General features: G+C 57.8%; 20 protein-coding genes and 1 pseudogene. 8 read left to right on the forward strand and 13 right to left on the reverse strand.

Annotation, left to right across the window (positions count from 1 at the left end; genetic code table 11):
* Positions 1-103 precede the first annotated feature (103 nt).
* Positions 104-1,126, reverse strand: a complete 1,023-nt coding sequence (locus tag ABIB66_RS33600) for an AraC family transcriptional regulator (RefSeq protein ID WP_354257534.1) — start codon at positions 1,124-1,126, stop codon at positions 104-106.
* 234 nt (positions 1,127-1,360) lie between these two features.
* Here ABIB66_RS33600 and ABIB66_RS33605 point away from each other — a divergent pair, with 234 nt between their 5' ends.
* Complete coding sequence (locus ABIB66_RS33605; RefSeq protein WP_354257537.1) at positions 1,361-1,534, forward strand: hypothetical protein; 174 nt, start codon at positions 1,361-1,363, stop codon at positions 1,532-1,534.
* Between the two features lie 233 nt (positions 1,535-1,767).
* Here the strand turns inward: ABIB66_RS33605 and ABIB66_RS33610 are convergent, their stop codons facing one another.
* A complete protein-coding gene (locus tag ABIB66_RS33610) occupies positions 1,768-2,289 on the reverse strand; it encodes an HdeA/HdeB family chaperone (RefSeq protein ID WP_354257540.1) in 522 nt (173 codons plus the stop codon).
* 633 nt (positions 2,290-2,922) lie between these two features.
* Positions 2,923-3,981, reverse strand: a complete 1,059-nt coding sequence (locus tag ABIB66_RS33615; protein ID WP_354257543.1) for an AraC family transcriptional regulator — start codon at positions 3,979-3,981, stop codon at positions 2,923-2,925.
* A gap of 544 nt (positions 3,982-4,525) precedes the next feature.
* On the opposite strand from ABIB66_RS33615, the gene ABIB66_RS33620 reads away from it, so the two are divergent.
* The 3 genes from ABIB66_RS33620 to ABIB66_RS33630 all read left to right on the forward strand — a co-directional run bounded on the left by ABIB66_RS33620 (position 4,526) and on the right by ABIB66_RS33630 (position 7,311).
* Positions 4,526-4,825 (forward strand): hypothetical protein, encoded by a 300-nt coding sequence (locus tag ABIB66_RS33620; protein ID WP_354257546.1) that lies wholly within the window; start codon positions 4,526-4,528, stop codon positions 4,823-4,825.
* Positions 4,826-5,526: 701 nt separating this feature from the next.
* Positions 5,527-5,985 carry a hypothetical protein gene (locus ABIB66_RS33625; RefSeq protein WP_354257549.1) on the forward strand — a complete coding sequence of 153 codons (459 nt, stop codon included), beginning with the start codon at positions 5,527-5,529 and terminating at the stop codon, positions 5,983-5,985.
* A 1,191-nt stretch (positions 5,986-7,176) separates the two neighbouring features.
* Positions 7,177-7,311, forward strand: coding sequence for a hypothetical protein (locus ABIB66_RS33630; RefSeq protein ID WP_354172134.1), 135 nt, complete (start codon positions 7,177-7,179; stop codon positions 7,309-7,311).
* A 316-nt stretch (positions 7,312-7,627) separates the two neighbouring features.
* Here ABIB66_RS33630 and lpxD read toward each other — a convergent pair whose 3' ends face one another.
* The 4 genes and pseudogenes from lpxD to ABIB66_RS43705 all read right to left on the reverse strand — a co-directional run.
* Positions 7,628-8,689 carry a UDP-3-O-(3-hydroxymyristoyl)glucosamine N-acyltransferase gene (lpxD, locus tag ABIB66_RS33635; RefSeq protein ID WP_354257553.1) on the reverse strand — a complete coding sequence of 354 codons (1,062 nt, stop codon included), beginning with the start codon at positions 8,687-8,689 and terminating at the stop codon, positions 7,628-7,630.
* 123 nt (positions 8,690-8,812) lie between these two features.
* Positions 8,813-9,097, reverse strand: coding sequence for a hypothetical protein (locus tag ABIB66_RS33640; protein ID WP_354257556.1), 285 nt, complete (start codon positions 9,095-9,097; stop codon positions 8,813-8,815).
* Positions 9,098-9,525: 428 nt separating this feature from the next.
* Entirely contained in the window at positions 9,526-10,452 is a 927-nt protein-coding gene (locus ABIB66_RS33645; RefSeq protein WP_354257559.1) for a hypothetical protein, read from the reverse strand.
* Positions 10,453-11,533: 1,081 nt separating this feature from the next.
* A pseudogene (locus ABIB66_RS43705) lies at positions 11,534-12,256 on the reverse strand (transposase); the annotation flags it as partial.
* Here ABIB66_RS43705 and ABIB66_RS33660 point away from each other — a divergent pair.
* The gene (locus ABIB66_RS33660; RefSeq protein ID WP_502918344.1) at positions 12,241-12,570 is read left to right on the forward strand and encodes a DUF1214 domain-containing protein; all 330 of its coding nucleotides are present in this window, start codon (positions 12,241-12,243) and stop codon (positions 12,568-12,570) included. The pseudogene ABIB66_RS43705 and the gene ABIB66_RS33660 overlap by 16 nt on opposite strands.
* 311 nt (positions 12,571-12,881) lie before the next feature.
* Here ABIB66_RS33660 and ABIB66_RS33665 read toward each other — a convergent pair whose 3' ends face one another.
* The 4 genes from ABIB66_RS33665 to ABIB66_RS33680 form a co-directional block, all read right to left on the reverse strand.
* Complete coding sequence (locus ABIB66_RS33665) at positions 12,882-13,247, reverse strand: hypothetical protein (protein WP_354257568.1); 366 nt, start codon at positions 13,245-13,247, stop codon at positions 12,882-12,884.
* A 386-nt stretch (positions 13,248-13,633) separates the two neighbouring features.
* On the reverse strand, positions 13,634-14,683 hold the full coding sequence (locus ABIB66_RS33670; protein WP_354257571.1) for an HD-GYP domain-containing protein: 1,050 nt from the start codon (positions 14,681-14,683) through the stop codon (positions 13,634-13,636).
* An 87-nt stretch (positions 14,684-14,770) separates the two neighbouring features.
* On the reverse strand, positions 14,771-15,094 hold the full coding sequence (locus ABIB66_RS33675) for a PilZ domain-containing protein (protein WP_354257574.1): 324 nt from the start codon (positions 15,092-15,094) through the stop codon (positions 14,771-14,773).
* Entirely contained in the window at positions 15,094-16,167 is a 1,074-nt protein-coding gene (locus ABIB66_RS33680) for a DUF2336 domain-containing protein (protein WP_354257577.1), read from the reverse strand. Before ABIB66_RS33680 ends, ABIB66_RS33675 begins: the two co-directional genes overlap by 1 nt.
* An 809-nt stretch (positions 16,168-16,976) precedes the next feature.
* Between ABIB66_RS33680 and ABIB66_RS33685 the strand changes: the two genes are divergently transcribed.
* Together ABIB66_RS33685 and ABIB66_RS33690 are read left to right on the forward strand one after the other, a co-directional pair.
* A complete protein-coding gene (locus tag ABIB66_RS33685; RefSeq protein ID WP_354257580.1) occupies positions 16,977-17,123 on the forward strand; it encodes a hypothetical protein in 147 nt (48 codons plus the stop codon).
* A 352-nt stretch (positions 17,124-17,475) separates the two neighbouring features.
* On the forward strand, positions 17,476-17,604 hold the full coding sequence (locus ABIB66_RS33690; RefSeq protein ID WP_354257583.1) for a hypothetical protein: 129 nt from the start codon (positions 17,476-17,478) through the stop codon (positions 17,602-17,604).
* A 916-nt stretch (positions 17,605-18,520) separates the two neighbouring features.
* Here the strand turns inward: ABIB66_RS33690 and ABIB66_RS33695 are convergent.
* Positions 18,521-19,030 carry a septal ring lytic transglycosylase RlpA family protein gene (locus ABIB66_RS33695; RefSeq protein WP_354257586.1) on the reverse strand — a complete coding sequence of 170 codons (510 nt, stop codon included), beginning with the start codon at positions 19,028-19,030 and terminating at the stop codon, positions 18,521-18,523.
* A 444-nt stretch (positions 19,031-19,474) separates the two neighbouring features.
* On the opposite strand from ABIB66_RS33695, the gene ABIB66_RS33700 reads away from it, so the two are divergent.
* Positions 19,475-20,254 carry a recombinase family protein gene (locus tag ABIB66_RS33700; protein ID WP_354257590.1) on the forward strand — a complete coding sequence of 260 codons (780 nt, stop codon included), beginning with the start codon at positions 19,475-19,477 and terminating at the stop codon, positions 20,252-20,254.
* Here the strand turns inward: ABIB66_RS33700 and ABIB66_RS33705 are convergent.
* On the reverse strand, positions 20,232-20,552 hold the full coding sequence (locus ABIB66_RS33705) for a hypothetical protein (protein WP_354257593.1): 321 nt from the start codon (positions 20,550-20,552) through the stop codon (positions 20,232-20,234). The genes ABIB66_RS33700 and ABIB66_RS33705 overlap by 23 nt on opposite strands.
* Between the last annotated feature and the right edge of the window lie 18 nt (positions 20,553-20,570).

Below are 20,570 nucleotides of genomic sequence, written 5' to 3' on the forward strand. Positions count from 1 at the left end.
ACTTCATAGGTGACGTACCAAGTATGTTTCATCCGCTATGCCGCCCAGGATGCCCCAAACTTTCGCGCGAATGACCCTAACCCGATGATGCAAGGGCACCCATTCAGTGCGTCCAAATCAGCCCTCGGCTTTCATTGCGAGACGATAAGATCGCTGAGCGACGATTTGCGTTCGCACTTCGCTCGTGCATCGGGCGACGCAGGGTGGCGAGCGGAGGCTCACCAAATAGTTCGCGATACGCAACTGCGAAGCGACCCAGCTCGAAAAAACCGTACGCGGTCGCGATCTGCGTAACAGTCGCGGAACCTGGTAGCGCCGCCAGCAATGCACGGTGAGTGAGATGCATTCTCCGCAGGGTCAGGTAACGGATCGGTCCCATCCCTAGATGGTCCTCGCAGGCGCTCCTTAACGTTCGCTCGGCGACCCCGACGGCCATGCAAACTTGATCGAGATACAATGGGCTGTTTGGGTGTGCCTCGATGAAGGCTTCGAACCGGTCCATGACAACCTTCTGACGCAGCCCGCTCTCCTTTATCTTCGACGAGCTGCAATCAACGATACACGCAAGGAAGGCGTGCGTCACTGTATGCTCAACCGAACGGACGAGTTCAGGAATTTCTAGAAGCTCAGGGGTGGTCGCGGCGAAGGCTCCCACCAATGCATGCAATTCCAAAAAGCGCTTCAGCAGCTCTGGATCAGGCCGAAGGAAGCCATTGCATTGCTCTGGGCGGAACTCGACGCCCATGACCGATTCACACGCCGCGGCAAGCTCCTCAACCTTGAGCGAAATGCCACCAAGACGATAATTTCCAGTCGTCACGACATGCTGCATGTCGCTGTCATTGGCGCACACTTCACCGAACGAAAACAGCCTGCCGCGGTTGTAGACCTCTGGTTGATCTTCGGTGAGGAAGGTGAATACCTTGCGATCAGGCTTAATCGTTCCTCTGTGAATGCGCGGGAGAGTTTCCTCGAAGCGCTGCATCCACAGTTGGGCGAACGTTACTTGCGTCAGCTGAGCACTGAATTTGCCTTTAACCGTGGGAAATATCTCAATGTCAGCCGAGCGGACGTTTGCCGCGTACGGAAAGGGATCGACGAAACCGAGTACTTTGCTCCGCGACACTTTGGGCCCGCTAAATCAATGCGTACACGCTCCGGGTGCAATGACAATAATCCTAACCGAGCGATAGCGGCTACGCTATGCGAAAACGGCAAATAAATTTCTGTGAGATGCGCCGAAGTCGCATAGGCCGTGTGACAAGCCTGTGACAGCTTCTCAGCGCGCGCACAAAAGAAGCATTCGGAGCGCCCCGTCCTGAATTGGTTCAAATCAGAGAGATTGGCGCAGAGGGGACCGATGTGTGAAAAACCGCTGACCGCGGCTCAGTGCGATGAAGTTGAGAACGCGATGCGTGAGGACGCGGCCGCGCTGCCGCCGGGATCGCCGATGAAGGAGAAACTGTTGCAGATGGCGAATGACTACCGCCTTTTGGCAGACCTCAAAAAATCAGTACTGCGACATGTGCAATGATCAGAACGGGACGTGGGCGGTTGGCTTCCTGCTAAAAACGTTTATCGGTAAGCCTAACGCACATGCGTGCTCATCAGAGCAGAACGAACTGCCAAAAACCCAAATGACGGTGAACCGAGTCCAGTCCAACATGCCACAGTGAGCGAAACTCAAATGAATTGCGCTGTTACGCAGGAGCTACGCTAATGCAGGGCGCGATCCGTTGCTCGCAAGCGGTTGCAAACTGGTTCGACCTAGGTGGCTCTGTTCTGAATGGCCGTCGGTAGAGTGCGGGATTTGTTTTTCTTACAATACGCGACGACCGCACTGGAATTCCGCTGCAGGCGGTCGTAATCCAATACACTGTTGCTTGCCGCTGCGTTGTAATAGCCACTCATGAAGTATCTTACAAAATCTTGGTCCGCTGAACCGTATGCCAACCAAGTTCCGCAAGTGATCTTGTTAAAATCCAGCGTAGCAGTAGGCACCGCATTTACGCCTATCGATTTTTCCAGCCCTACCATCACACTGGCAGTTGGGTTGGATTGGCACCACGCTCTTACGCTTGTGACATTTGCCCGATGCAGGTCAAAATCTACAAACGTCCTCCGACTTTCATAACTAAACCAGCCGGTCATCCAAGCCGAAAACTTGCTCGACGGTGCAGCCGACATGGCAAGATATTCGCCACACGTGATGCTGCGAATATCGGCCGTCGTGGCGCGCGCCTCACTGGCAAAAGCTGAGGAGACTAAGACCAGCGCAAGCAGAAGCAATCTGCACCTCATTGTGATGACCTCCTGAGCAACGATTGGGTACCAGACCAAGCAACAGCGTGATCACACATCCCGTGACCACAACTGTATTCGGGCGTCGTGGCGACTGCCTAGTTGATCTAGATCAACGCCGGCGAAGCAATGTCCCTGCCAACCATCCCGGCTCAAGCAAAGATATGTCCTCGCGAAGGAAGGATGGCGTGCACTGGCGCAAGACACCGCGAAGTGGCGATTACGCCTGCCGCGATTCGGGCGTAAAGTACTCACTCAAGAGTCGATCGATCACCAATTGGGTCTCAACTTCGGTTCGGAATCCTGCGAGCATCAAAATAGAACCTCGCCGCGATTCTTGCGCCAGCGACGTCTCGCGGTTATCTTCGGTCGTGATTGACGGATCCGTGAAGTGCCGTCGGATCGAGGCATGACAAGACATGATCTCCCCCTCTTGGAAGTGAACTACTTCGGAGCAAGCTGCAGCAGGGTAGAGGGACTCGCAATTGCACCAAAGGGCATCGTCCTTGAATAAACTATGAATAGCCCTTGAGGCGGCCTGCAAACCCGAGCGCCATGACGTCACACTTTCTCCGCTCCGCACCCGGGCAAGTACTCCGCTCGTCGAACTAATCGAGGCAATTAGGGCTTTTCGCTGCCACTCAGCTCGCGATGAGAGCTTGACCGGAACTGTCGTGGTGTCATTCCGGTCCATCGCTTGAACGCGTGTGTTAGGGAACTCAGTTCGCGATAACCAAGCAGCCAGGCAACTTCAGACACGGGTAGCTGCTCCTCATCGAGATAGCGCTTGGCGAGCGCCGCCCGCAACTGGTCAAGGATTTCAGCGAAGGACGTCTTCTCTTCGCCAAGCTTGCGCGACAAGGTGCGGGTACTCAGTCCCATCTGCCGCGCGACTTCCTTCGCGACGCCTCTACCGTGAGGCAGCAGTGTGGTAAGCGTCTTCTCGACTCTGGAACGGACGGTCGCGCCGTGCGGCGCTTTGCGTATCAGCGCTTCATCCGCATAGCGTCGCAACAAATCGTGCAGATAGCCGTCGGAGCCGACCAGCGGAAGCAGTACCACCGGCACCGGAAAAGAGATCACATCGCCGTCGGCGCCGAACTCGACGTCCCTGCCAAAGAACGTTCTAAATTCGGGGGGCACCCCGGCTCGCAGATGCCTCACCTGCACCCGCGACGGCACCAGACGACCGGCGGTCACCTGCCTGCAGATCCGTACCAGCGTCACGATCCAGAATTCGATCTGTTGCCGCTCGCCCCTTCGATCGACACCGACATATTCGAGGGCAAGGGTCGCAGTATGCCCCTCCCTGTCGAAACGCAGTCGGACTCCATCATTCATGATCCGGCTGTACCGTTCCGCGGCACGAAACGCGCCGGCGACATTCTCCGCGGAAGCCATAACGTAGTAGACAAGGCCGATCTCACGCAGATCAAAGCTCCGGGCGAGCCGGAAGCCTAGGATGTCGTCCTGCAATTCTTGGGCAGCTAATTCCAGAAACTTGATCTGAGTCGCTACCTCGAGCCGGACTGCGGGGTCGCGGAAGTCGTTCAGCGTCAGTCCTGCCTCGGAGAGCAGCGCAGCTGGGTCTTTGCCAGACTCAGCGACGCGCGCGCAGGCCAGCCGAGCAATCCCGCCGGTCGCGCTAGGTATCGCACTTAGGCATTCCGCCGACCGCATGCTCATTCCTGTCCGTCGGTCGAAGATCACAGTTGTAGCGAGCAATCACGAGACGACCACCACATTTCCATACGAAGACGCGTCGGCTGCGCCCATGGAACTGAATGACTCTCTGCCGATCTTGATTTAAATCAAACGGGCTACCCGGTGTGGGGTCGGACAGCGTTGAGCCTAATCCGGCACGATGCACTTGCTCGCGGGCTACTGCCATGGCTGAGGCTCATCGGGTGTGGCGGCCTGCCGTAGGAGCTGCCGCCGTCGGGTCTGCAGCCGCGAGAGGGTTCAGTAAAATCCACACCTGCTGACTGCTCCCCAACGGCCACCGGATTACCTCTCCCCCTTGATGGCGCGCTTTGCGTGTGACGGGCGGGATCGTTGCTGAGGCTTTGCGCCACACCAGTTTTTGGCAGCAAAGACCAAAAAGTTGGCGGCTTCTAGCAAACGCGTTCCTCCTGATAGCTGCTATGTCCGGCCCCCACCTCGTCCATGCAGGCCACCCGCGCGTTTGGTCAACACGTCCAAAAAGTATCATAGGACACCAATTTTGATCGATGGCAGCACGTCCGGAACTGCGCTTACGCAACTGAAGATCGCGCAGGCCTACGTCCGGCTCTCGTCCATTCCCGACGATGATCCAGCAGCATCCGTTTCAGTGACGATGGTCGCAAGCTGCGAAATCCGCATGATGCGCGGTCCCAAGGTCGATCTTGGTGGCGTACCACTGTTTTGGCTGGAGCTATTCGACCTCAGTGCAAACCTTTCACTCGATAGCTGCTGCTGCCACAGGATTGAGGACGCCGCACCAGTATTTGAGAGCTTCGTCGCGCAGGCGCTTCCCCGATGAGCCCGTTGGCGAGCCGCTATGAACGCTTTACCGGATTATCTGGAAACGCTGCGCAAGCAGCCCCCAAAGCTGCGCTGATGGTATCGCTTCATTCTTCGCGAACAAATCTGGCGTTCAGTGAGGGACAATTTCCCGCGAGCGGTCAACACCAACTCACGAGCTACAGGGCCGTCTTTGGAATGTAGCATTGGCCGCTTGCTCCAAGAGCGCGGTCGCGCGGAAACGGATGCTGCAGCTGAAGAGCCGCCCAATGCTGTTCGTCTTAACCTTAGATGTTCTTTCCTGGCCGGCTTGAACATGTTGGCGAGCCGCGCCCGAAGCTGGTTACCATATGATCTTCTTTGCAGGGACACTCACCGTCGCGCTCTAGACCGTCAGAAGGACATGCAGTATGCGCGCGGGGCCCCAACTGCGCATCGAAACGTTCAACCACTTTCTTGCGCACGCGTGTGTATCCGGAGATTTAAGGAAGGTCCGGACGAACCTGCAATGACTTCCCGGTTCGCCATTTGTTGACTTAGATCAACTTCTGTTCCTACCAGTCGGCAATCTCGTTCTGATTGCTCCTGATAGCTGAAGCGGAAAGGCCGCACACAGCAATTGCCCGGCAACGCGTTGCATCTCGCTCACCTCACGGACGCGGAGCCATGGGTCTCACCGCCAGCTCCAAAGCCGCTGCCATATCTACGGAGAGTTACAAAATGAAAATACTTGCGCTGTTGCTCGCTTCGGCAATTTTGCTCGTATGCGCAGGCGAGAGCCACGCCGTGGTGAGAATCGCCAATGATCGCGGTGGCTTGATCGGACGTTACGTTGATCGATATGATCAGTTGAAGGACACGGGCCAAACGGTGGTCATTGATGGGCTCTGCGCCTCCGCCTGCACGATCGTGCTTTCGAAGGTCCCATCAAACAGGATCTGCGTTACCGAAAAGGCAAACCTTGCTTTCCACGCGGCTTGGGACCTCGGGCCTGGTGGACGCCATATTACAAATCCAGAAGCCACACGGACGATGTATTTGATGTACCCAGCTCCAGTTCGGAATTGGATATCAACGCAGGGGGGGTTGTCACCTCGCATGATCTTCCTTCGGGGCCCGAAGTTGGAGGACATGTTCGCACGGTGCTATCTGGATGCTGCAATTTTTCAAAGGCTGTAACTGATCAGAGGCCGGTCCGTGAGAGGCAACGTAAGCGGGCAAGCTCCGTATCCTCAGAACCAATGAGAAACAACTCAGCATGCCGATGTTACTAGCATTGCGCGGGGCTGTCCGATGCACGACGTTCGGCTGATCATGGAATGATGGATCGCAGCACGGGCCTGTCAGCCGTTATGGCGGCAGCCGGACAGCGACTCCGGCCGCAGCATTCGCCCATTGGCACAAAGTGCAGTAGCCAAAGACGGCGGATCTGCTTGTCTGGCGTGCGCCTTGCCGATTCTTTCAGCCCCCAAGCTTCCAGGATTGGCGAGAACGTACAGGCCCCGGCGCAGCATCCGCTTCGCCGGGGCCACAGACGCGGAAATAGCCCGGAACGATGGAGGCAACCGCAGATCGGCAACGAGGTTTGGAGTTGGGTCGCCGCTGGGCAGAGCATGCGTCGGCACACGAGCTCGGGACCATGGTGAACGGATCGTTTGATGATCTCAGCCAAATCTGCCACCGGATGTATCTGATCAGTTCGTCCGCCGCTTTCGGGCAGGTGTGTTGTACGTCCGGCGCGGGGCTTAAGACCTCAGCACAAGGGCGCCCGGATGAGACCAAGCGCCCTTGCACCCCCATCATCGGCTGATCCAAGTTGTGAGTTCTAAGGATCGTTGGGCGAGCCGAGGAACGCTGGAATACCTAGCGAATCAATAGCCGAACCTCTTGTTACAACTGAGGCCGACGCGCGTTCACAGGTGTCGCCGATTACGTCAACTGTATTGACCGACCTGTCAAAGGCATGCTCCCAATTGATGGGCGCTGGCTGGAGTGCACCGCTTCCCCGCTGCTGCTCCCCTTAGAACGGCCCGTTAACCGCCGATTCATCATTGAGCCGACAAGCGCACGACCCATCGCCTAACCTCAATCCCAGCCCTCTTTTTTGGCCGATGGACTACTGAGCTTTCATGAGCTTGGCGGGCGCACGCTGCCAACCTAGAGGCTGACATGCTTCGCTAAGGTATGCTCTTCGAGGTTACTGATTGTCCGAAGATCGAGGGCGCTCGCCCCTTTGGTTCTGTTTTACGGAACTTTAATAGGTCCTTGCCAACGTTGAGACCATTGCGATCGTCGCGGCGGCGACACTCGTTTGAACTTACCATTATCAAGATCTGCTCGGTTGGCAGTCTCTTCATGGAGAGACTCGTTATGCTCAAAGGCTTTATGATCGCCGTTGTCGCGCTGCTTTTTTTGTTGCTGTGTGATCAGCAAGTATCAAATGGAAAGTATACTGAGGCGGCTATGGTTATGGCGAAGCACATCAAGCGTTCGTTCGGCGTCTGACCGTCGTGGGCCATGAGCGAGACAGACATTCTTAGATCTCTAAACGTCGGGAAGTGTCCGGATTGCGGATCGGACCAATTGCGATCCGGACTGCGCGTTGATATCGCCGAGCACTTGTCCTGTGTGAGATGCGCAGCGCGTTTCTACGTCGCGCCGCGACCACCCTTTGCAACGGTGTTCATCCGGCAGTGACGGGTCGCGTTTTACCCTAAGGAATTACCAAAGCCCCGTAAGCCTAGGCTCCTCCTGCGACTCGTCCACAACGCGCATCGCCGCTCACCACCTTGAGGTAGATCAAGGCAGTGTGGCCGCCTTTTCAGTTCCTCTGGGCGGCGATCTTCTTAAGCGTGGCAATCTGTCGAAAGAAGGTTTTTATCGACTGGGCAGGGCTTCCGAGAACCCTAGCACCGGGTGCTAGATCCGAAATGACGCCCGCCTGCGCTCCGATTTCCGAACCTCGGCCTATTCGAAGATGCCCTGCCATAGCAGCCTGCCCCCCAACGCGGACGAAATCTTCAAGTACAGTTGAACCCGAGATCCCCACCTGCGCAACTACGACGCAACAGCGGCCGAGACTAACATTGTGACCGATTTGCACGAGGTTATCGAGGCGGGAGCCAGCTCCAATTACGGTGTCTCGCGATGATCCGCGATCAATCGTCGAATTGGCACCAACTTCAACGTCATCTTCAAGAATAACTCGCCCAAGCTGGGGGATCGAGAGAAACCCGTCGCTGGTGGAGGCAAATCCGAACCCTTCCTGCCCAATCCGCGCGCCAGGATATACGTAAACGCGCGCTCCCAACACCGCGTAACTCAGGCTCACATGTTCGCCAATCCGGCAGTCTCTACCGATGGTGACGCCGCTTCCGATCACCGCGCAAGGACCGATCCGACAGCCCGGCCCTATCTCCGCTCCGCTTTCGATCACACACAGCGGTCCAACTTCAGTTGAAGGATCAATTTGAGCACCATCCGCTATTATTGCCGAAGGGTGAACACCAGGACGTGGCGGTGGTACAGGGTAGAACAGCGCAGCAACGCGGGCCCAAGCCGCATACGGTTCGCTCGTTTGGATCGCCACAGTTGCCGCTGGTACTCGTGAAACCATATCAGGGTGAACGAGCACCGCGCCGGCGGAGGTTTGATCCAGGGCGGAAGCGTAACGGCGATTGTCTAGAAAGCTCACTTGAGTCGGTCCGGCCGCTTGCAAAGGGGCCAAACCTTCCAGCAATAGTTCACGTTCGTCTGCCACACCCCGCGCCGTGCTAGCGACGAGCGCGAGTGGATGCGGACCAGTTCGCCGGAAGAACCTTGCACTGCCCAGCACTGTTTCGAGCATCACGTCCCCCTGCAGCAAACCGAGTTCGACTGGCATTCCTCCTACGCCTGTCCCGGCCCATGTCTCTTGTGGTCAGTCGCAGCCGCGGCGAAAAGCGTTCCCTAGATGCCTTGGGCCAACAGGAATGCTGCTCTCTGCCGTCGGCAGAATTGATTCAGATCAAGCCGCATCTTCGGGCTGAGCAATTCGCACTGGATAACGGACCAGCAACGCGTTCAGAAAGCGGTTACAAGCCACTTGATAGTGGTAATATTGCTGGTGCCACCACCGCCGCCCTTGACCCCCGAGCACCTTGAAACGTGCCGACTCTTCTCCAGGCACACATCGGAGTTGACTTAGATCAACCTTCCGCTCGGCGATCGCCCTTTTTTGAATCGGGACAGGCTGGTAATTATCGAGCTTTCCGGTTTCTGAGATGAAAATGACGCGAGCATTGCTCTTCATTGTGGTGGCAATCCTTTGCGCATCATGCAGAACCGACGCGCAGCTTGACCCGATCCAGGCCACCGCGATTGTAGATGCGGCCGAAGTCACCGATAGAGAAGAATGCCTCTACCAAGAAGTCGCCCGACTATTGGAGCCAAAGGGCAGTTCACCCATCAGCCTGCAGAATGTTGCGGTGGCCGCCACTCGGTTTTGTAGCGCTGCTGTCAGAAAACGTCTCCAGAGGGCGGCCTCCGTATCCCCGTCTGATGCGCAAACTCTCGCACGCGATGATCAGATGAAGACGGAACATCGCGCGTTCGCCATCGGGTTGGAACTGCGTGAGAAAAGGACAAATGGAGGAGTGGCAGGGAACTGAACGGGGCGGCTATGTGCATCTTGCAACAGGTTTATCTCCGTAGCCAGCCCGGCAGTGTCTTCGCAGCGATCTATCGCGGAACATTCGAAGCTTGCCGCTCCTGTGCTTCGTAATATTCGGCTGAAAACTTGATCGACCACCGGGAGAAGAACGAACGCAATTTCTGCGTGGGTCTTTCCACGCCAAGATGTTCAGCGACGTGCGCATTGCGAAGCCATCCAGCGAGCGACGCAAAACAGGCTGAGCGCATCAACGCGTGAAGCACTGCGAGGCCGACCGTATCAGCCTGTCTATAACGGTAGCCTAGCTTTTTAATGACGTACTGACGCTGGATGTTTTCGTAGGCCCTGCCCATGAGCCGAGCGAACGAACTTTTCTTCGCCTGCGGCCACGCTGCCGGATAAACCGGCAATACCAGAAGCTTGCTCTTAGCGATCACCGTAGCCAACGGATGCAAAAGCTGCATCCAGGCTGGCCAAGACGCTAATTTGGCAAACAATACCGCATGCATCACTGTCGCGACCCCGAAAGAGATCGGAAGCCACACTACCGCAGCCACGATTACAAGCAATGCAGAGTTCGGGGTGAGATGACGACATTTTCGAAACACCCACGCCATACCTTTTGCAAAGGCAACTTGCAGGGTTCGCTCGAACGCCCGATAGCTAATTCTGCGCCGTAGCCACGACCAGCGACGGCGCATTGACACGATCCACTTTCGACGCCTCGTCTCGGATAGAGGAAGGATGCACAGCGCACCGGTGGTGACACCGACGATTAGGTTGCCCAGAACCTTGGCCGCGAAAAGCGGAAGCCAGACAATCTCCATGACCAGAGGAAAAGTATAGTCGAGCAATCGCATTAAAACCGCGATAGTGAAACGCAGGATCTTGTTCGCGGCGATCGCTATCAAAGCAAGTGGAACGATGATCACGTCGTCGAGGGCACCGCCTAAACGGATCTTTTCGACCGCGGCTGGGCTTTGATCATGGCTCACGGGGCAACCAATCAAGGCAAGATTTTTCGCCTCTTCGCCATCCTAGGGGCGAGCCACACTGCTGGCTCATCGACCAAAACGCTAGCACGTCATTCCGGTCGCACACCTTCGGACGGCTCGACGGGTTTGCCGGACGGTTGTTCGTGCCACGCAAACGCCGTTCACCCGAGTTCTGCCCGCTCCGCAGGCAGCAGCGATTTCCGTGATCATGCTGTCCGGGTGCGCGAGCACGGGAGCAACGGGCGTGGCTTGCGCCGACACCGCGAGAGACAGAGCGAACGCGCCAATTGCAATCAACCTGATCATTCTCACCTCCTCGAAGAGCGATGAACGGACCAAGCTGACGTCGCACTTGCTTCCAAGACTTGAGATGGATCAAGAGTTCTTAACTGACCTGGCTTCTTCAGCGGTGTTGGGATAAGTGGTCTCGGCTCCTGAGGTGACCTTCCCTATCGATTAGTTGCAGTGTGCGTGGGGAACCTTCCATTATCGGGTGCTGAGGCACAAGCCGCATAGACTTCCTCTCGTGGCAATTCTACTATTGCACCCGGTTGGCGTGTATCCGGGGGACACTATGATCGGCCTGACCCGCGTTTTTGACGTCGCCGTGCTAGCGTTAGGCACATTCAACCTCGTGCTGGTGGCACTGCTTATCTTGGCGTTCTGAGGTGATCCGCAGACCAACGCGGATCGCCGTGCATACGCGGGGCTGCCTGCGCCTCAATTTCACCATCCGACTCAGGCTTTGGTTGTATTCGTTGCCGGCGTCTCGTCTGTGACGGTTTTCGATCCCGAACCGGCGCGCGACGAAGCGGAGCCAGAGGCTCGGAGAGAACCCCATCAAACCGGGCCTTTGCGCTGCCCGTTGAGCGAAGCGCATCGCGCACTACGTATGTCATCACCGGATCGGTCCGAAAACGTCTGCACTGGCCCAGCGGCGGCGGTGAACTTAGGGGCGGCGTCCGGTTTGCCTCTGATTGTGTTGCAAAACTCGTTTCTGACTTGGGGGCGAGCTTGGCTTTGGAGTTTCGGCGGTTTTTTTGGTACGGGGTGTCGGCGGTTTCCGTTTTGCTGGTGGATTTCAGCACGCGACTGCCAGTTGTGGCGGGGGACGGCAGATTAGCTTGGCCAGCCGCCTCAGGTTCTGCGCGGTGGCTGTGAGCAGCACTTCGTCCCTGACGCCATTCAGGCCCCGCAGCCGAAGCCGGTCGAGCCTGAGAATGCGTTTCATATGAGCAAACCGCATCTCGACCTTTTTGCGCTCGCGGTGCGATTGCTCGAAGGCTTCCGTATTGGCCAGCGCACGGACATGATCGCGCACATCTTCGTTGACGTCACGCGTAATTTTGCGCACGACCGCCGTCGTGCATTTGGGCTTCAAGGCTCAGCCAGAGCAATCGCTCTTGCTGGCCCTGTAGTAAACGATGTGACCTTGATCGATATTGCCGGTGCTGGTCAGTTCCGCGCCACCCGGGCAAACATAGACATTGCGCTTTTTGTCGAAGACGAAGTCCGCTCGGCTAAAGGTGCCATCGGGGCGTGCCGACTTGTCCCACACCGAAACGTGCGGCGTGATCTTGCGATCCACTAGCCATTTGAGCAATCTGACCGCGCCGTAAGCCGTGTCGCCTGCCAATCTCTTGGGGCGCAGATCGAAGCGACGCTCAACACGGTCCACCATGATCTGGGTGACAGCAATCTCAACCGCACGGTTCGCGCGCGTGCCTACCGCATCGAGGATGATCCCGGCCTTGTTGTCGATCAGATAGTTCGCATCATAAGCAAAGAATGGATCCACGCCCGGCCAAGGATGCGAGGCCGCCGGTCAACGGCTTCTGGTCGATCACCATGTACATGATCGACCAGGGCTGGTGGTTCGTTCCCAACCCGCTGAACAAATTCACCGCCAGCCTGCGCGACAATCCAAAGTTCAATGCCGATGGTTCGCTGACGCTTTACTTCCAGAATGAATCGCCGGGTAAGGACAAGGAGGCGAACTGGCTTCCGGCTCCGAAGGGCGAGTTCATTCCGATGCTGCAGATGTACTGGCCGAAGGATGAGTCGCCTTCGATCCTGAACGGCTCGTGGAAGCCGCCGGCGGTGCAAAAAACGAGCTAAACTTATACCGCGCCGGCGCAAACGCATCGGTGCGGTATTTCCTAACCGCGCAGTTAAATCGGAGACAAGTTCGACGTCCGAATTGGCCACAGTCGGACTTAGGGAGTTTAGCGGCCGAATGTCAGCCCTCCCCAAAAACGGAAATACTGCGACCACCTTGAAATTCCGAGAAGTGCCAAGCGACATGTGCGATGGCTCCGCCAACCCACTGGAAACGCGTGCGGCGGTTCGCGCAGCTCTCTCCTAAACTGCGGCGCCGACACTCGGACGCGTGGTGACCTCTGTAAAAAATGGCTTCCAGTCCGGACGGGTTATTTTGGTGTCTTTTTCTTTCGGCTCGCACCCGTCAAAGCACTTGCCGAGGTCGTCCCTGATCCATCAGTCATTTGAAGACAGGTCAAGAGATCGACATAACTCGCGTCTCCGATCGTCGCCTCTCCCTCACACTCGCTTCTGACAGCCGGCGTATACGACGACCAAATGGGGCCCAATTGTTGTCGCGCTGAATCCTCATCGCTCATACACTTGTCAAAACTTTGAGGTAACGCCAAACCCATTTCCTTATCGGTTTCTACGGCCGCTTTGCAGGTAGCTTCGACGTTGAGTTTGGGGATAGCATCGGAAATGGGTGTCAACATCTGAGTACTCACCGCAATTGCCATGATTGCTGGGTGCATGGGATGTCCTTCCCTTGGGAAAGCGATACAAATGTATTCAGATCATACTGGGCATGTTGTGGAAGAGGCGACCGGCCATGAACGAGGCGTGCATAGGGAACGGCGCGCCGCATCCGCCGCGACTTTAAGTGCAGTTGAAACTATCGACTATGCAGAAACGGCGGTCCGGCGAAAGAATTCGCGCGGATCTGTTGATGTCCGAGGTGGGTCACAAGCGACTGGCGAGCCAAGTACAGCTCGGCGTCCGGGTAACCAGCGACAGCGGACATCACGGCGGCTGAACCGATCTTCGGCTTAGGACCAGAAGCGGAAGCGCATGGAAGGAGACCGCCTCCAATCACACCGTCGGTGAAAAGTTGTACCGCCTTCATAGGGTCCGCCAGAATTCATCTGGTAAGCGCGACATTCGTAAAGGAGGCGACTAGCGCCCTGTCCAGCTTTCCCTTCATGCCGCAGAGAACCTCGTATGCTGCCGCGCGCGGCATTGTCGGCTTGTACGGCCGGTGCTCGATCAACGCCGCAAAGATATCCGAAATTGTTAGAACGCGCACAATGTCGGTGATGTTCTCGGCGCAGAGGCCGTCAGGATAGCCGCTGCCATCGAGATATTCGTGATGGTGCCGGACCGCATCGAGGACTTCGGGTGAGATGTCCAAGTGCCCTTTCAGCACATCGTAACCCGCCGCCGGGTGGGTTGCGACCAACGCTCGCTCGTCCTCGTCGAGGCGCCCTGGCTTATCCAAAATAGCCAAGGGCACCCTCGCCTTTCCTATGTCGTGGAACATGGCAGCAGTGGAGAGTCGTTCAAGGTCACTTTTGCGGAACCCCAGACTCAGGCCGAAATCGACGGCGACGCCGGTGACGAGCAGGCAGTGCTGGAACGTTCCCTCGTGATGGCGCCGCACCGTGGCCAGCCATTCGGCTAACCCATGCTCGGAAATCCGGTTGGTGATCTTGCGGCCCGCCTCTTGGGGACCGGCGATGTCGACCCGCTCCCCGAGGGTGATCGAGGTGAACATCGATGCAATGGCGGTTGCTGCGGCGTCAACCGCATTGTCAGGCTGTGAGATGCCGCTCCTCGACCCAGTTCCGTGGCCGACGGGATCGGCCAAGGCGGCCAGGAGCTTGGCCGCATCGATCTTGCCACGCAACACCGCTGTTGCGCCGAGCGCATAAGCTTGCGAGATGCAAACGTGGGAGATTTGCTCGACGAGGAAGATCCGCTTCTTTGCTTTGGCCAACCGCGCAGCTCTCTTTTTCAGCGCGGCAATGTTTTCGAGCGCTCGCAGGTCGGCACGGACGACGACCGCAGCAGCATCGTGCGGAAGCTTTGCTTCTACATCGAGCCGCTCGCCGGCAACGGTAAACTGTTCTCCAAAAAGCGAGCAGAGCCCGAAGAGCTTCTCGGAAGTGTCGGCCAATACGTGCACGAGCATGACTGGTGCCTTCGTTCGTCGGGTGCCGGTGTGAATGCCTCGTCGGTGGTACAAGGTCATTGGCTCACTTGGATGAGACTGCTCGGCTCAAGCTGGTTTGTGCGCGCCTCTGTCGCTCACCGTCGTTTGGGCCTTCTTGCCATTTGCCTGGATAAAGTGGACGCCAGCCGTGGTTCCGTCGATCCAGACCAGCTCGCAGCGTCGATAGGCCAGTCCCGTCGACGACAGCAGCATGAAGAACTCCTTGGCCGAGAGAACATCGAGCGACCCTTCGACTTCGATCTTGGCGCCGGTGTTCGAGATATCTAGCAAGACGCAGCTTCGCCGCCATGTGCCGTCGGAGCCCATCAGGTTCACGGGCTGTCTGTTGTCCATGCGCACCCGAGACGCCTTGCGACCGTCGAATTTCATTATTTTCCTGCCGATCTTGCAGTGCGGCGGTGGGCGCGCGCGGAGATTTCTCCCCAACGAACGGACCATTGGCTAGTCGAGAGATGAAGCGTTTCAAACAGCTCCTGCGCTCGCACGCGTTCGCCTGGTGAAAGCCCCGCGCCGCGAATGTTGAGGACCGCCAGCGTGGTCTGCCAATTCAAGCGCGATGCCCGGCACGCCATAACCGCGCCTTCGTAACCGGACTCTCCCATCACCTGCTCGATGGCCTCAATCGGTGCTCCCGACAGCACCGACAACGCCGTGAACAGGTTGGCTGTCTCACGCCGAATCGCGAACCGATTGACAGTCGAATCGCTCAGCTTTCCGCTCCGGTTAAGCGATATGATCTCCGGCCTCGCGGCGGCGTACTCAGCGTCGCAAGGTTGCTTTGCCGTCGCTAATACTTGCGAAGGCGCGCTTGCGCTGGAAGCCTTAATTGCCGGCCTCGGCGATGCCGACAGCAGCTCGCGAACCACCATGTCCGGGGTGTCCGGCCTCAGTGTCAGCGCCTTCGTGATCTCGTCGTCCTCCACAGCTCGACCGATCAAGTGGGCATAGGCCGCGCCTGAGAATTCAGCGCCCGAATTGCCGATGAGGGCCAGACAAGTCTTGCTGCTGCCGCGCTGCAATATTGCCTCAGTCACTGGGCTTTCGATCCTGCGCCGGCCAGCAATGGCGAGAAGGTGATCCTCGCTGCCGGACGTCGCGATCGCCACGAGATCAGCCGGCGATAGGGCGGGAGATTTCATAAGGATTGGGACTGCGATCGCCGGATCGCCGCTTGAGGCGAGACATCGCAGGGTCTTCATCGGAACGGTACCCAGCTCGGCGAGCGTCGTGCTGAGCTCGGCGAGCGTCCCGGGCGCGATCCGCCGGGCCAAGCGAACTAGAACGTCGTCAAGCAAGCCGACCTGCGGTTCTTGTAATTGGTGATTACCGTCAGCGAGCAGCTCAGTGGTGCGCCAGAGCATGCGCGCACAACGTTCGGATGAGCTCTTCGCGATGGCGGCATCCAACTCAGTAATGAGATCGGCCGCAGAATTTGCCCTCATTGGCTGGCCCAAATTTATTCTAATATCGTCACGCCAAATCCAACGTATTACGCGCTTAAGTTGTTAAGATTTCTTTATATGCCAACCGTGACATACGAGAGGCTGTTCTTATTCATCTGAACGGAGCTCCGCAGCGTACTAAAGTACCTGCTATCTGACGCTGCGGCCTGCGCGTGGACGAATGGCCGACCTGTAACGCATCGTTTGGGATAATAGCTGCCACACATTGCGTGATTGCGGTCGACCTTTGGAAAGCCACTAAAGTTCGCCATTTTGGCCTTCAGGACGAATAAAAAAGCATATGGGGGCGAGCGGTAGCGTCATTCAGCGTCATTCAGCGTCATTCAGCGTCATTCAGCGACATTGCAGCTGACATCGGCCGAAGCAGCCGCGCTCATCGCCAGTCGCGAACGTCCGCTACGGGTCACAGCGGCAGTTGGCGCCAACCTAATCGACGTCCGGTTTAGCCCTGTCAGCCGACGAGATACGTCTTTCAGCTACCTTCAGCTGAGGGCTAGGCGCTGGTTTGGCGCGGCGCTGTAAACTTCCAGTCTAGTTGAAAGAGCGATGCCCTCGCCTGCGGGCGCACATTAATTCAGACGGACGAAGCCTGGACAAACGTGGAAAGTAAACGGCTAGTCATTCGCATGGGGTGGATTCCGAATTGGCTGCGACGGGTAGATGTCATGCTGCGGCCTAGGGCCGGTGCTCAGGTCGACTTACAACCCCTGTCGGAGCGCGGCGGCCGATGGCTGAAGGCGAACTTGTTTCGCTTCCCGGGCGCGGTGTGGTCGCGGAAGCGTGGCTGTGTGGAACTGTCAGAGGGCGACGTGATCGCGCTGCATCTTGTTGTCGAGCGGATCACGGAAGCCGGGCTGAAGGTGCGGCTGTCGGGGCGCCTTCGCGGCTGGGACGGTGCGTCGCCTGTTTGGACTTTGCTGGCGCGCGAGCGTTAGCGGACCGGGCCATACCTGAAACACGGCCACGATGACGGCTTAGGGCCAAAGCGGTCCTCCATCGGCCGCGCGCGGCAGGTCAGCTAGGGGCCAAATCCCGATGCGGTGCTGCGAGCTATCCTCTCCCAGTCCCGCTTCAGTTGAGAGCAGCGCGAATGCGAGCCCGGTTAGGCTCAAAGCGGCGATGGAGGCTCACGCTTGTCACAGTTCTGGAGCCCCGCCGCACGTCCCTTCACTGTTGATCGCACTCGACTCCGCGCCGCAATGGGCAGACGATGGGTTGAGGCCGGCGGGGTGTCCCTTGTTTCGACCGCGCAGCTGCATTGAATGGCAAGCCGGGTTTGGGGGGAGCATGAAACAGCAGCGGGAGGCAACACCCTTATGGGTGTGGGTTGCATTCGTCCTGATCGGACTTGGCGTAGGCATTTACGTGACCGGCTACGTGATGGTCGAAGAGATGATCGCCTACTTTAAAAAGTAGTGTTCAAAAGGATGATTGGATCGGGGCGAGCGCGGTTTGCCGCAATCAAGACGGAAGGCAGCGAGCCGTTGCATGGTTTTTCGTCACAGTGCCTCCTCCTTACTCAAAAAGCGAACCGCTTTGATCGTATTTTGAGCGCCCTCTACATTGCCTTCGTGACCAGCGAACCTAACATGTCCTTGATGCATCACACTTCTGGAGATTTTATGAAATACATTGGCGTTATCACAGCCGCCGTCCTGGCAGCAGCCCTCGCTACGCCTGCACTTGCGGGGAGTGCGACACAGAACCCCGAGTGGCTTACGAGGCAGAAGGCTTGCAAGAAGGAGGCTTCTGCGCAGGGGCTTCATATGTCGAAGAAGCGCGCGTATGTCAAAGAGTGCATGTCTAAAGGCTAGCATTCACCAGCTACATTGCATCAACAACCCCGCTTCGGCGGGTTTTTTTGTTCGTGGGTTGCTACCGCTGTCCTCCTCGCTTTCATGACCTTCGTAAGCACTCTTTCGCGCCTCGAGCTGGAGCTGTGCAAACTGCGACGTATTACGTCCGTGCCATCAGCGACACTCCGCTCTGCCTCTGATGGTCAGGAAGCAAACCGGAATCATTCAAAGTGATCTGCAAGCCGGACCGATGACGTCCAACGGTTTCGCCAAGGACAGGGAGGGCTTCAAGTCCGCTTCGGGTCCAATCGCGTCGGTTTGGCGATCATGTGCGGTCGTCCGCTCCTCGCTGACAAACAGGCATTGTCCCTCTGGCCGGTCCATGCGCCAGCGGGGTCATCGTCAGCGCGACAATAGCCAAACTTGACAACCGCATCACGGGACTCCTCGATATGCGATTGTTGACTATGGCTCTGCCCCGCCTGCTCGTCGAGTAATCGATCAGCAACTCTCCGGATGCCAACGGCGCTCCGGTATTAGTGGCGACGGTGATGCCGGGGCGCAGGAGCCATCGCCATCGACGATCCGAACGTTCCCATCGGACCCATGCCGTCCTGCATCGGTTGGAAGAACCCCGGTATGGCCACCGCAGCGACGGGACGTTGGCGACCACGACTCGCGACCAAAGTCCCACCGGATCCCATTTGCACAATGGTCGCGGTCACGCTGCGATGGGTGCAGCGGCAGCCGAGCGCACTCGCGGCCGCAGGCGATAGATCAAGGAACGCGCCGGTGAATGGACCGCGGTCGGTCACCGTGACTTGGACCGACCGACCACCGCTCTGAACCATCAGGACGGTGCCGAAAGGCAGCGTCCTGTGAGCGGCTGTCATTGCAGCGCAGTTGAGTACGCCCCCGGAGGCTGTTCGGCGGCCGCACAGGCGGTCACTGCCGCCATAGTAAGTCGCGCTCCCGGAGAGACGATGCGCCTCAGCCACGGAAGAGAGCGAGAGAAGGACGATGCCGGTCACTACCATGCGTTTCATGCTGGATCCCTCGGGTATGAAAGAGGCGCTGCGACAGCGTCGCCTCACCGCTAAGTCCAATCGGAGGTCCTACGGAGCAGGAGGTCAAAGACCAAGCCCATAGGCAGCTTCTAACTTGTTGATCGGCAAAGGTGCCGGAAATGGGGCAAAATGGTTTGCGAGGCGGACCAGCGGCTCGGAGAGAAGAGCCCGAGACGACGATCAACGGATGGCCCCTGCGCCGCACGATTTGTTCAAATTCGAGCCTCGATTTCGGCGGAGGCTCTATTCACACAAGCATGCTTTCCGCGAATTTTTTCCCTCCCCCACCCCTTCGGTCAGAAATCTCGGGCTGGTCTGATCTTGCAGCCTCATGCGCTTGCAAACGCGTCATCGCGCTCGGCGACAGCCGTAAGACCGCGAGTCAGCGCACGACGATATTTTCCGAAGAAAGTGGATTCCGAATTGCGCATCGATCAGATAGATTCCATGACGTTTACAGATGAACGTGCGATCACGCGTAATTCTTTGGAGGATAAATCTTCTATGCGACCGGCAGTTTCCTACATTCGCGTGTCCAAACCTAAGCAGGGCCGCAGCGGTCTCGGCCTGGAGGCGCAGCACGCTGCAATCAGGTTGTTCTGCGCACAGCACGGCTACAGCATCGAGGCTGAGTACCGCGAGGTCGAGACCGGTAAAGGTGCCGATGCGCTGGAGCGCAGGCCTGAGCTCGCAGCCGCCATGAAGCTCGCCCGTAAGCTCGGTCGAGGCGGCAAGTCTGGCGCGGCTCCGATCATCATTGCCAAGCTGGATCGATTGAGCCGTGACGTTCACTTCATCAGCGGCCTTATGGTGCAGCGAATCCCCTTCATCGTCACTGAGCTCGGGCCCGACGTGGACTCGTTCATGTTGCATGTTCATGCGGCGGTGGCTGAGAAGGAGCGCGAGCGCATCGCACAGCGCACCAGGGAAGCACTTGCAGCCGCCAAGGCTCGTGGACAGGTGCTCGGTAATGCTGCAATCGGAGAAGCCCGCAAGGCTGAAGCGGACGTGCGTGCGGAGCATTTTCGGCCCGTATTCGAGCCACTGCGCAATATTCCTGCCAAGCGCATTTCGGTGATCCTGAATGAGCGAGGCTTGACGACGGCGCGAGGCGGCAAATGGCAGGCAACCCAAGTCATCAGAATGCTCAGCCGCCTGCGGTTTACAGATAAGGTGTCTCTCAACCCGGATCGTCTGACCTGACCTTTGCGGGCGGGATCAGCAGCATCGTGTCCGGACCCACTCCCCCGCCCGCAGCGATGCGATAGAGTTCGGCATCGGTGAGCTCGTGGATCGGAACGTCCTGCCGATCAACGACCTGCACGGCCTTGCCATCCAGGCGGTCGACGAGTTCACGGATATAGGCGAGATTACCCTCTTCCGCCTTGTCGAGCAGCTGATCTGCAACCCTGCGCAGTGCCAGCGGCCGGTTGCGCAGCGCGATCCGAAGTGCGTCGTTGAAGGGCTTTTCGCGGTTCAAGCTTCCGAGCGGTCGTCCCATCATTGCCTCGCATTATTG

This window comes from Bradyrhizobium sp. F1.13.3 (assembly GCF_040548265.1).
In the GTDB taxonomy this organism is placed as follows: Bacteria; Pseudomonadota; Alphaproteobacteria; order Rhizobiales; family Xanthobacteraceae; genus Bradyrhizobium.

What these genes read in the sequence shown, in the direction of transcription:
- ABIB66_RS33605 (WP_354257537.1), top strand. Translation starts at nt 1,361, where the DNA reads ATGTGTGAAAAACCGCTGACCGCGGCTCAGTGCGATGAAGTTGAGAAC.
- ABIB66_RS33615 (WP_354257543.1), bottom strand. Translation starts at nt 3,981, where the DNA reads ATGCGGTCGGCGGAATGCCTAAGTGCGATACCTAGCGCGACCGGCGGG.
- ABIB66_RS33625 (WP_354257549.1), top strand. Translation starts at nt 5,527, where the DNA reads ATGAAAATACTTGCGCTGTTGCTCGCTTCGGCAATTTTGCTCGTATGC.
- ABIB66_RS33630 (WP_354172134.1), top strand. Translation starts at nt 7,177, where the DNA reads ATGCTCAAAGGCTTTATGATCGCCGTTGTCGCGCTGCTTTTTTTGTTG.
- lpxD (WP_354257553.1), bottom strand. Translation starts at nt 8,689, where the DNA reads ATGCCAGTCGAACTCGGTTTGCTGCAGGGGGACGTGATGCTCGAAACA.
- ABIB66_RS33640 (WP_354257556.1), bottom strand. Translation starts at nt 9,097, where the DNA reads ATGAAGAGCAATGCTCGCGTCATTTTCATCTCAGAAACCGGAAAGCTC.
- ABIB66_RS33660 (WP_502918344.1), top strand. Translation starts at nt 12,241, where the DNA reads ATGGATCCACGCCCGGCCAAGGATGCGAGGCCGCCGGTCAACGGCTTC.
- ABIB66_RS33665 (WP_354257568.1), bottom strand. Translation starts at nt 13,247, where the DNA reads ATGCACCCAGCAATCATGGCAATTGCGGTGAGTACTCAGATGTTGACA.
- ABIB66_RS33670 (WP_354257571.1), bottom strand. Translation starts at nt 14,683, where the DNA reads ATGCTCGTGCACGTATTGGCCGACACTTCCGAGAAGCTCTTCGGGCTC.
- ABIB66_RS33675 (WP_354257574.1), bottom strand. Translation starts at nt 15,094, where the DNA reads ATGAAATTCGACGGTCGCAAGGCGTCTCGGGTGCGCATGGACAACAGA.
- ABIB66_RS33680 (WP_354257577.1), bottom strand. Translation starts at nt 16,167, where the DNA reads ATGAGGGCAAATTCTGCGGCCGATCTCATTACTGAGTTGGATGCCGCC.
- ABIB66_RS33690 (WP_354257583.1), top strand. Translation starts at nt 17,476, where the DNA reads ATGAAACAGCAGCGGGAGGCAACACCCTTATGGGTGTGGGTTGCATTC.
- ABIB66_RS33695 (WP_354257586.1), bottom strand. Translation starts at nt 19,030, where the DNA reads ATGAAACGCATGGTAGTGACCGGCATCGTCCTTCTCTCGCTCTCTTCC.
- ABIB66_RS33705 (WP_354257593.1), bottom strand. Translation starts at nt 20,552, where the DNA reads ATGGGACGACCGCTCGGAAGCTTGAACCGCGAAAAGCCCTTCAACGAC.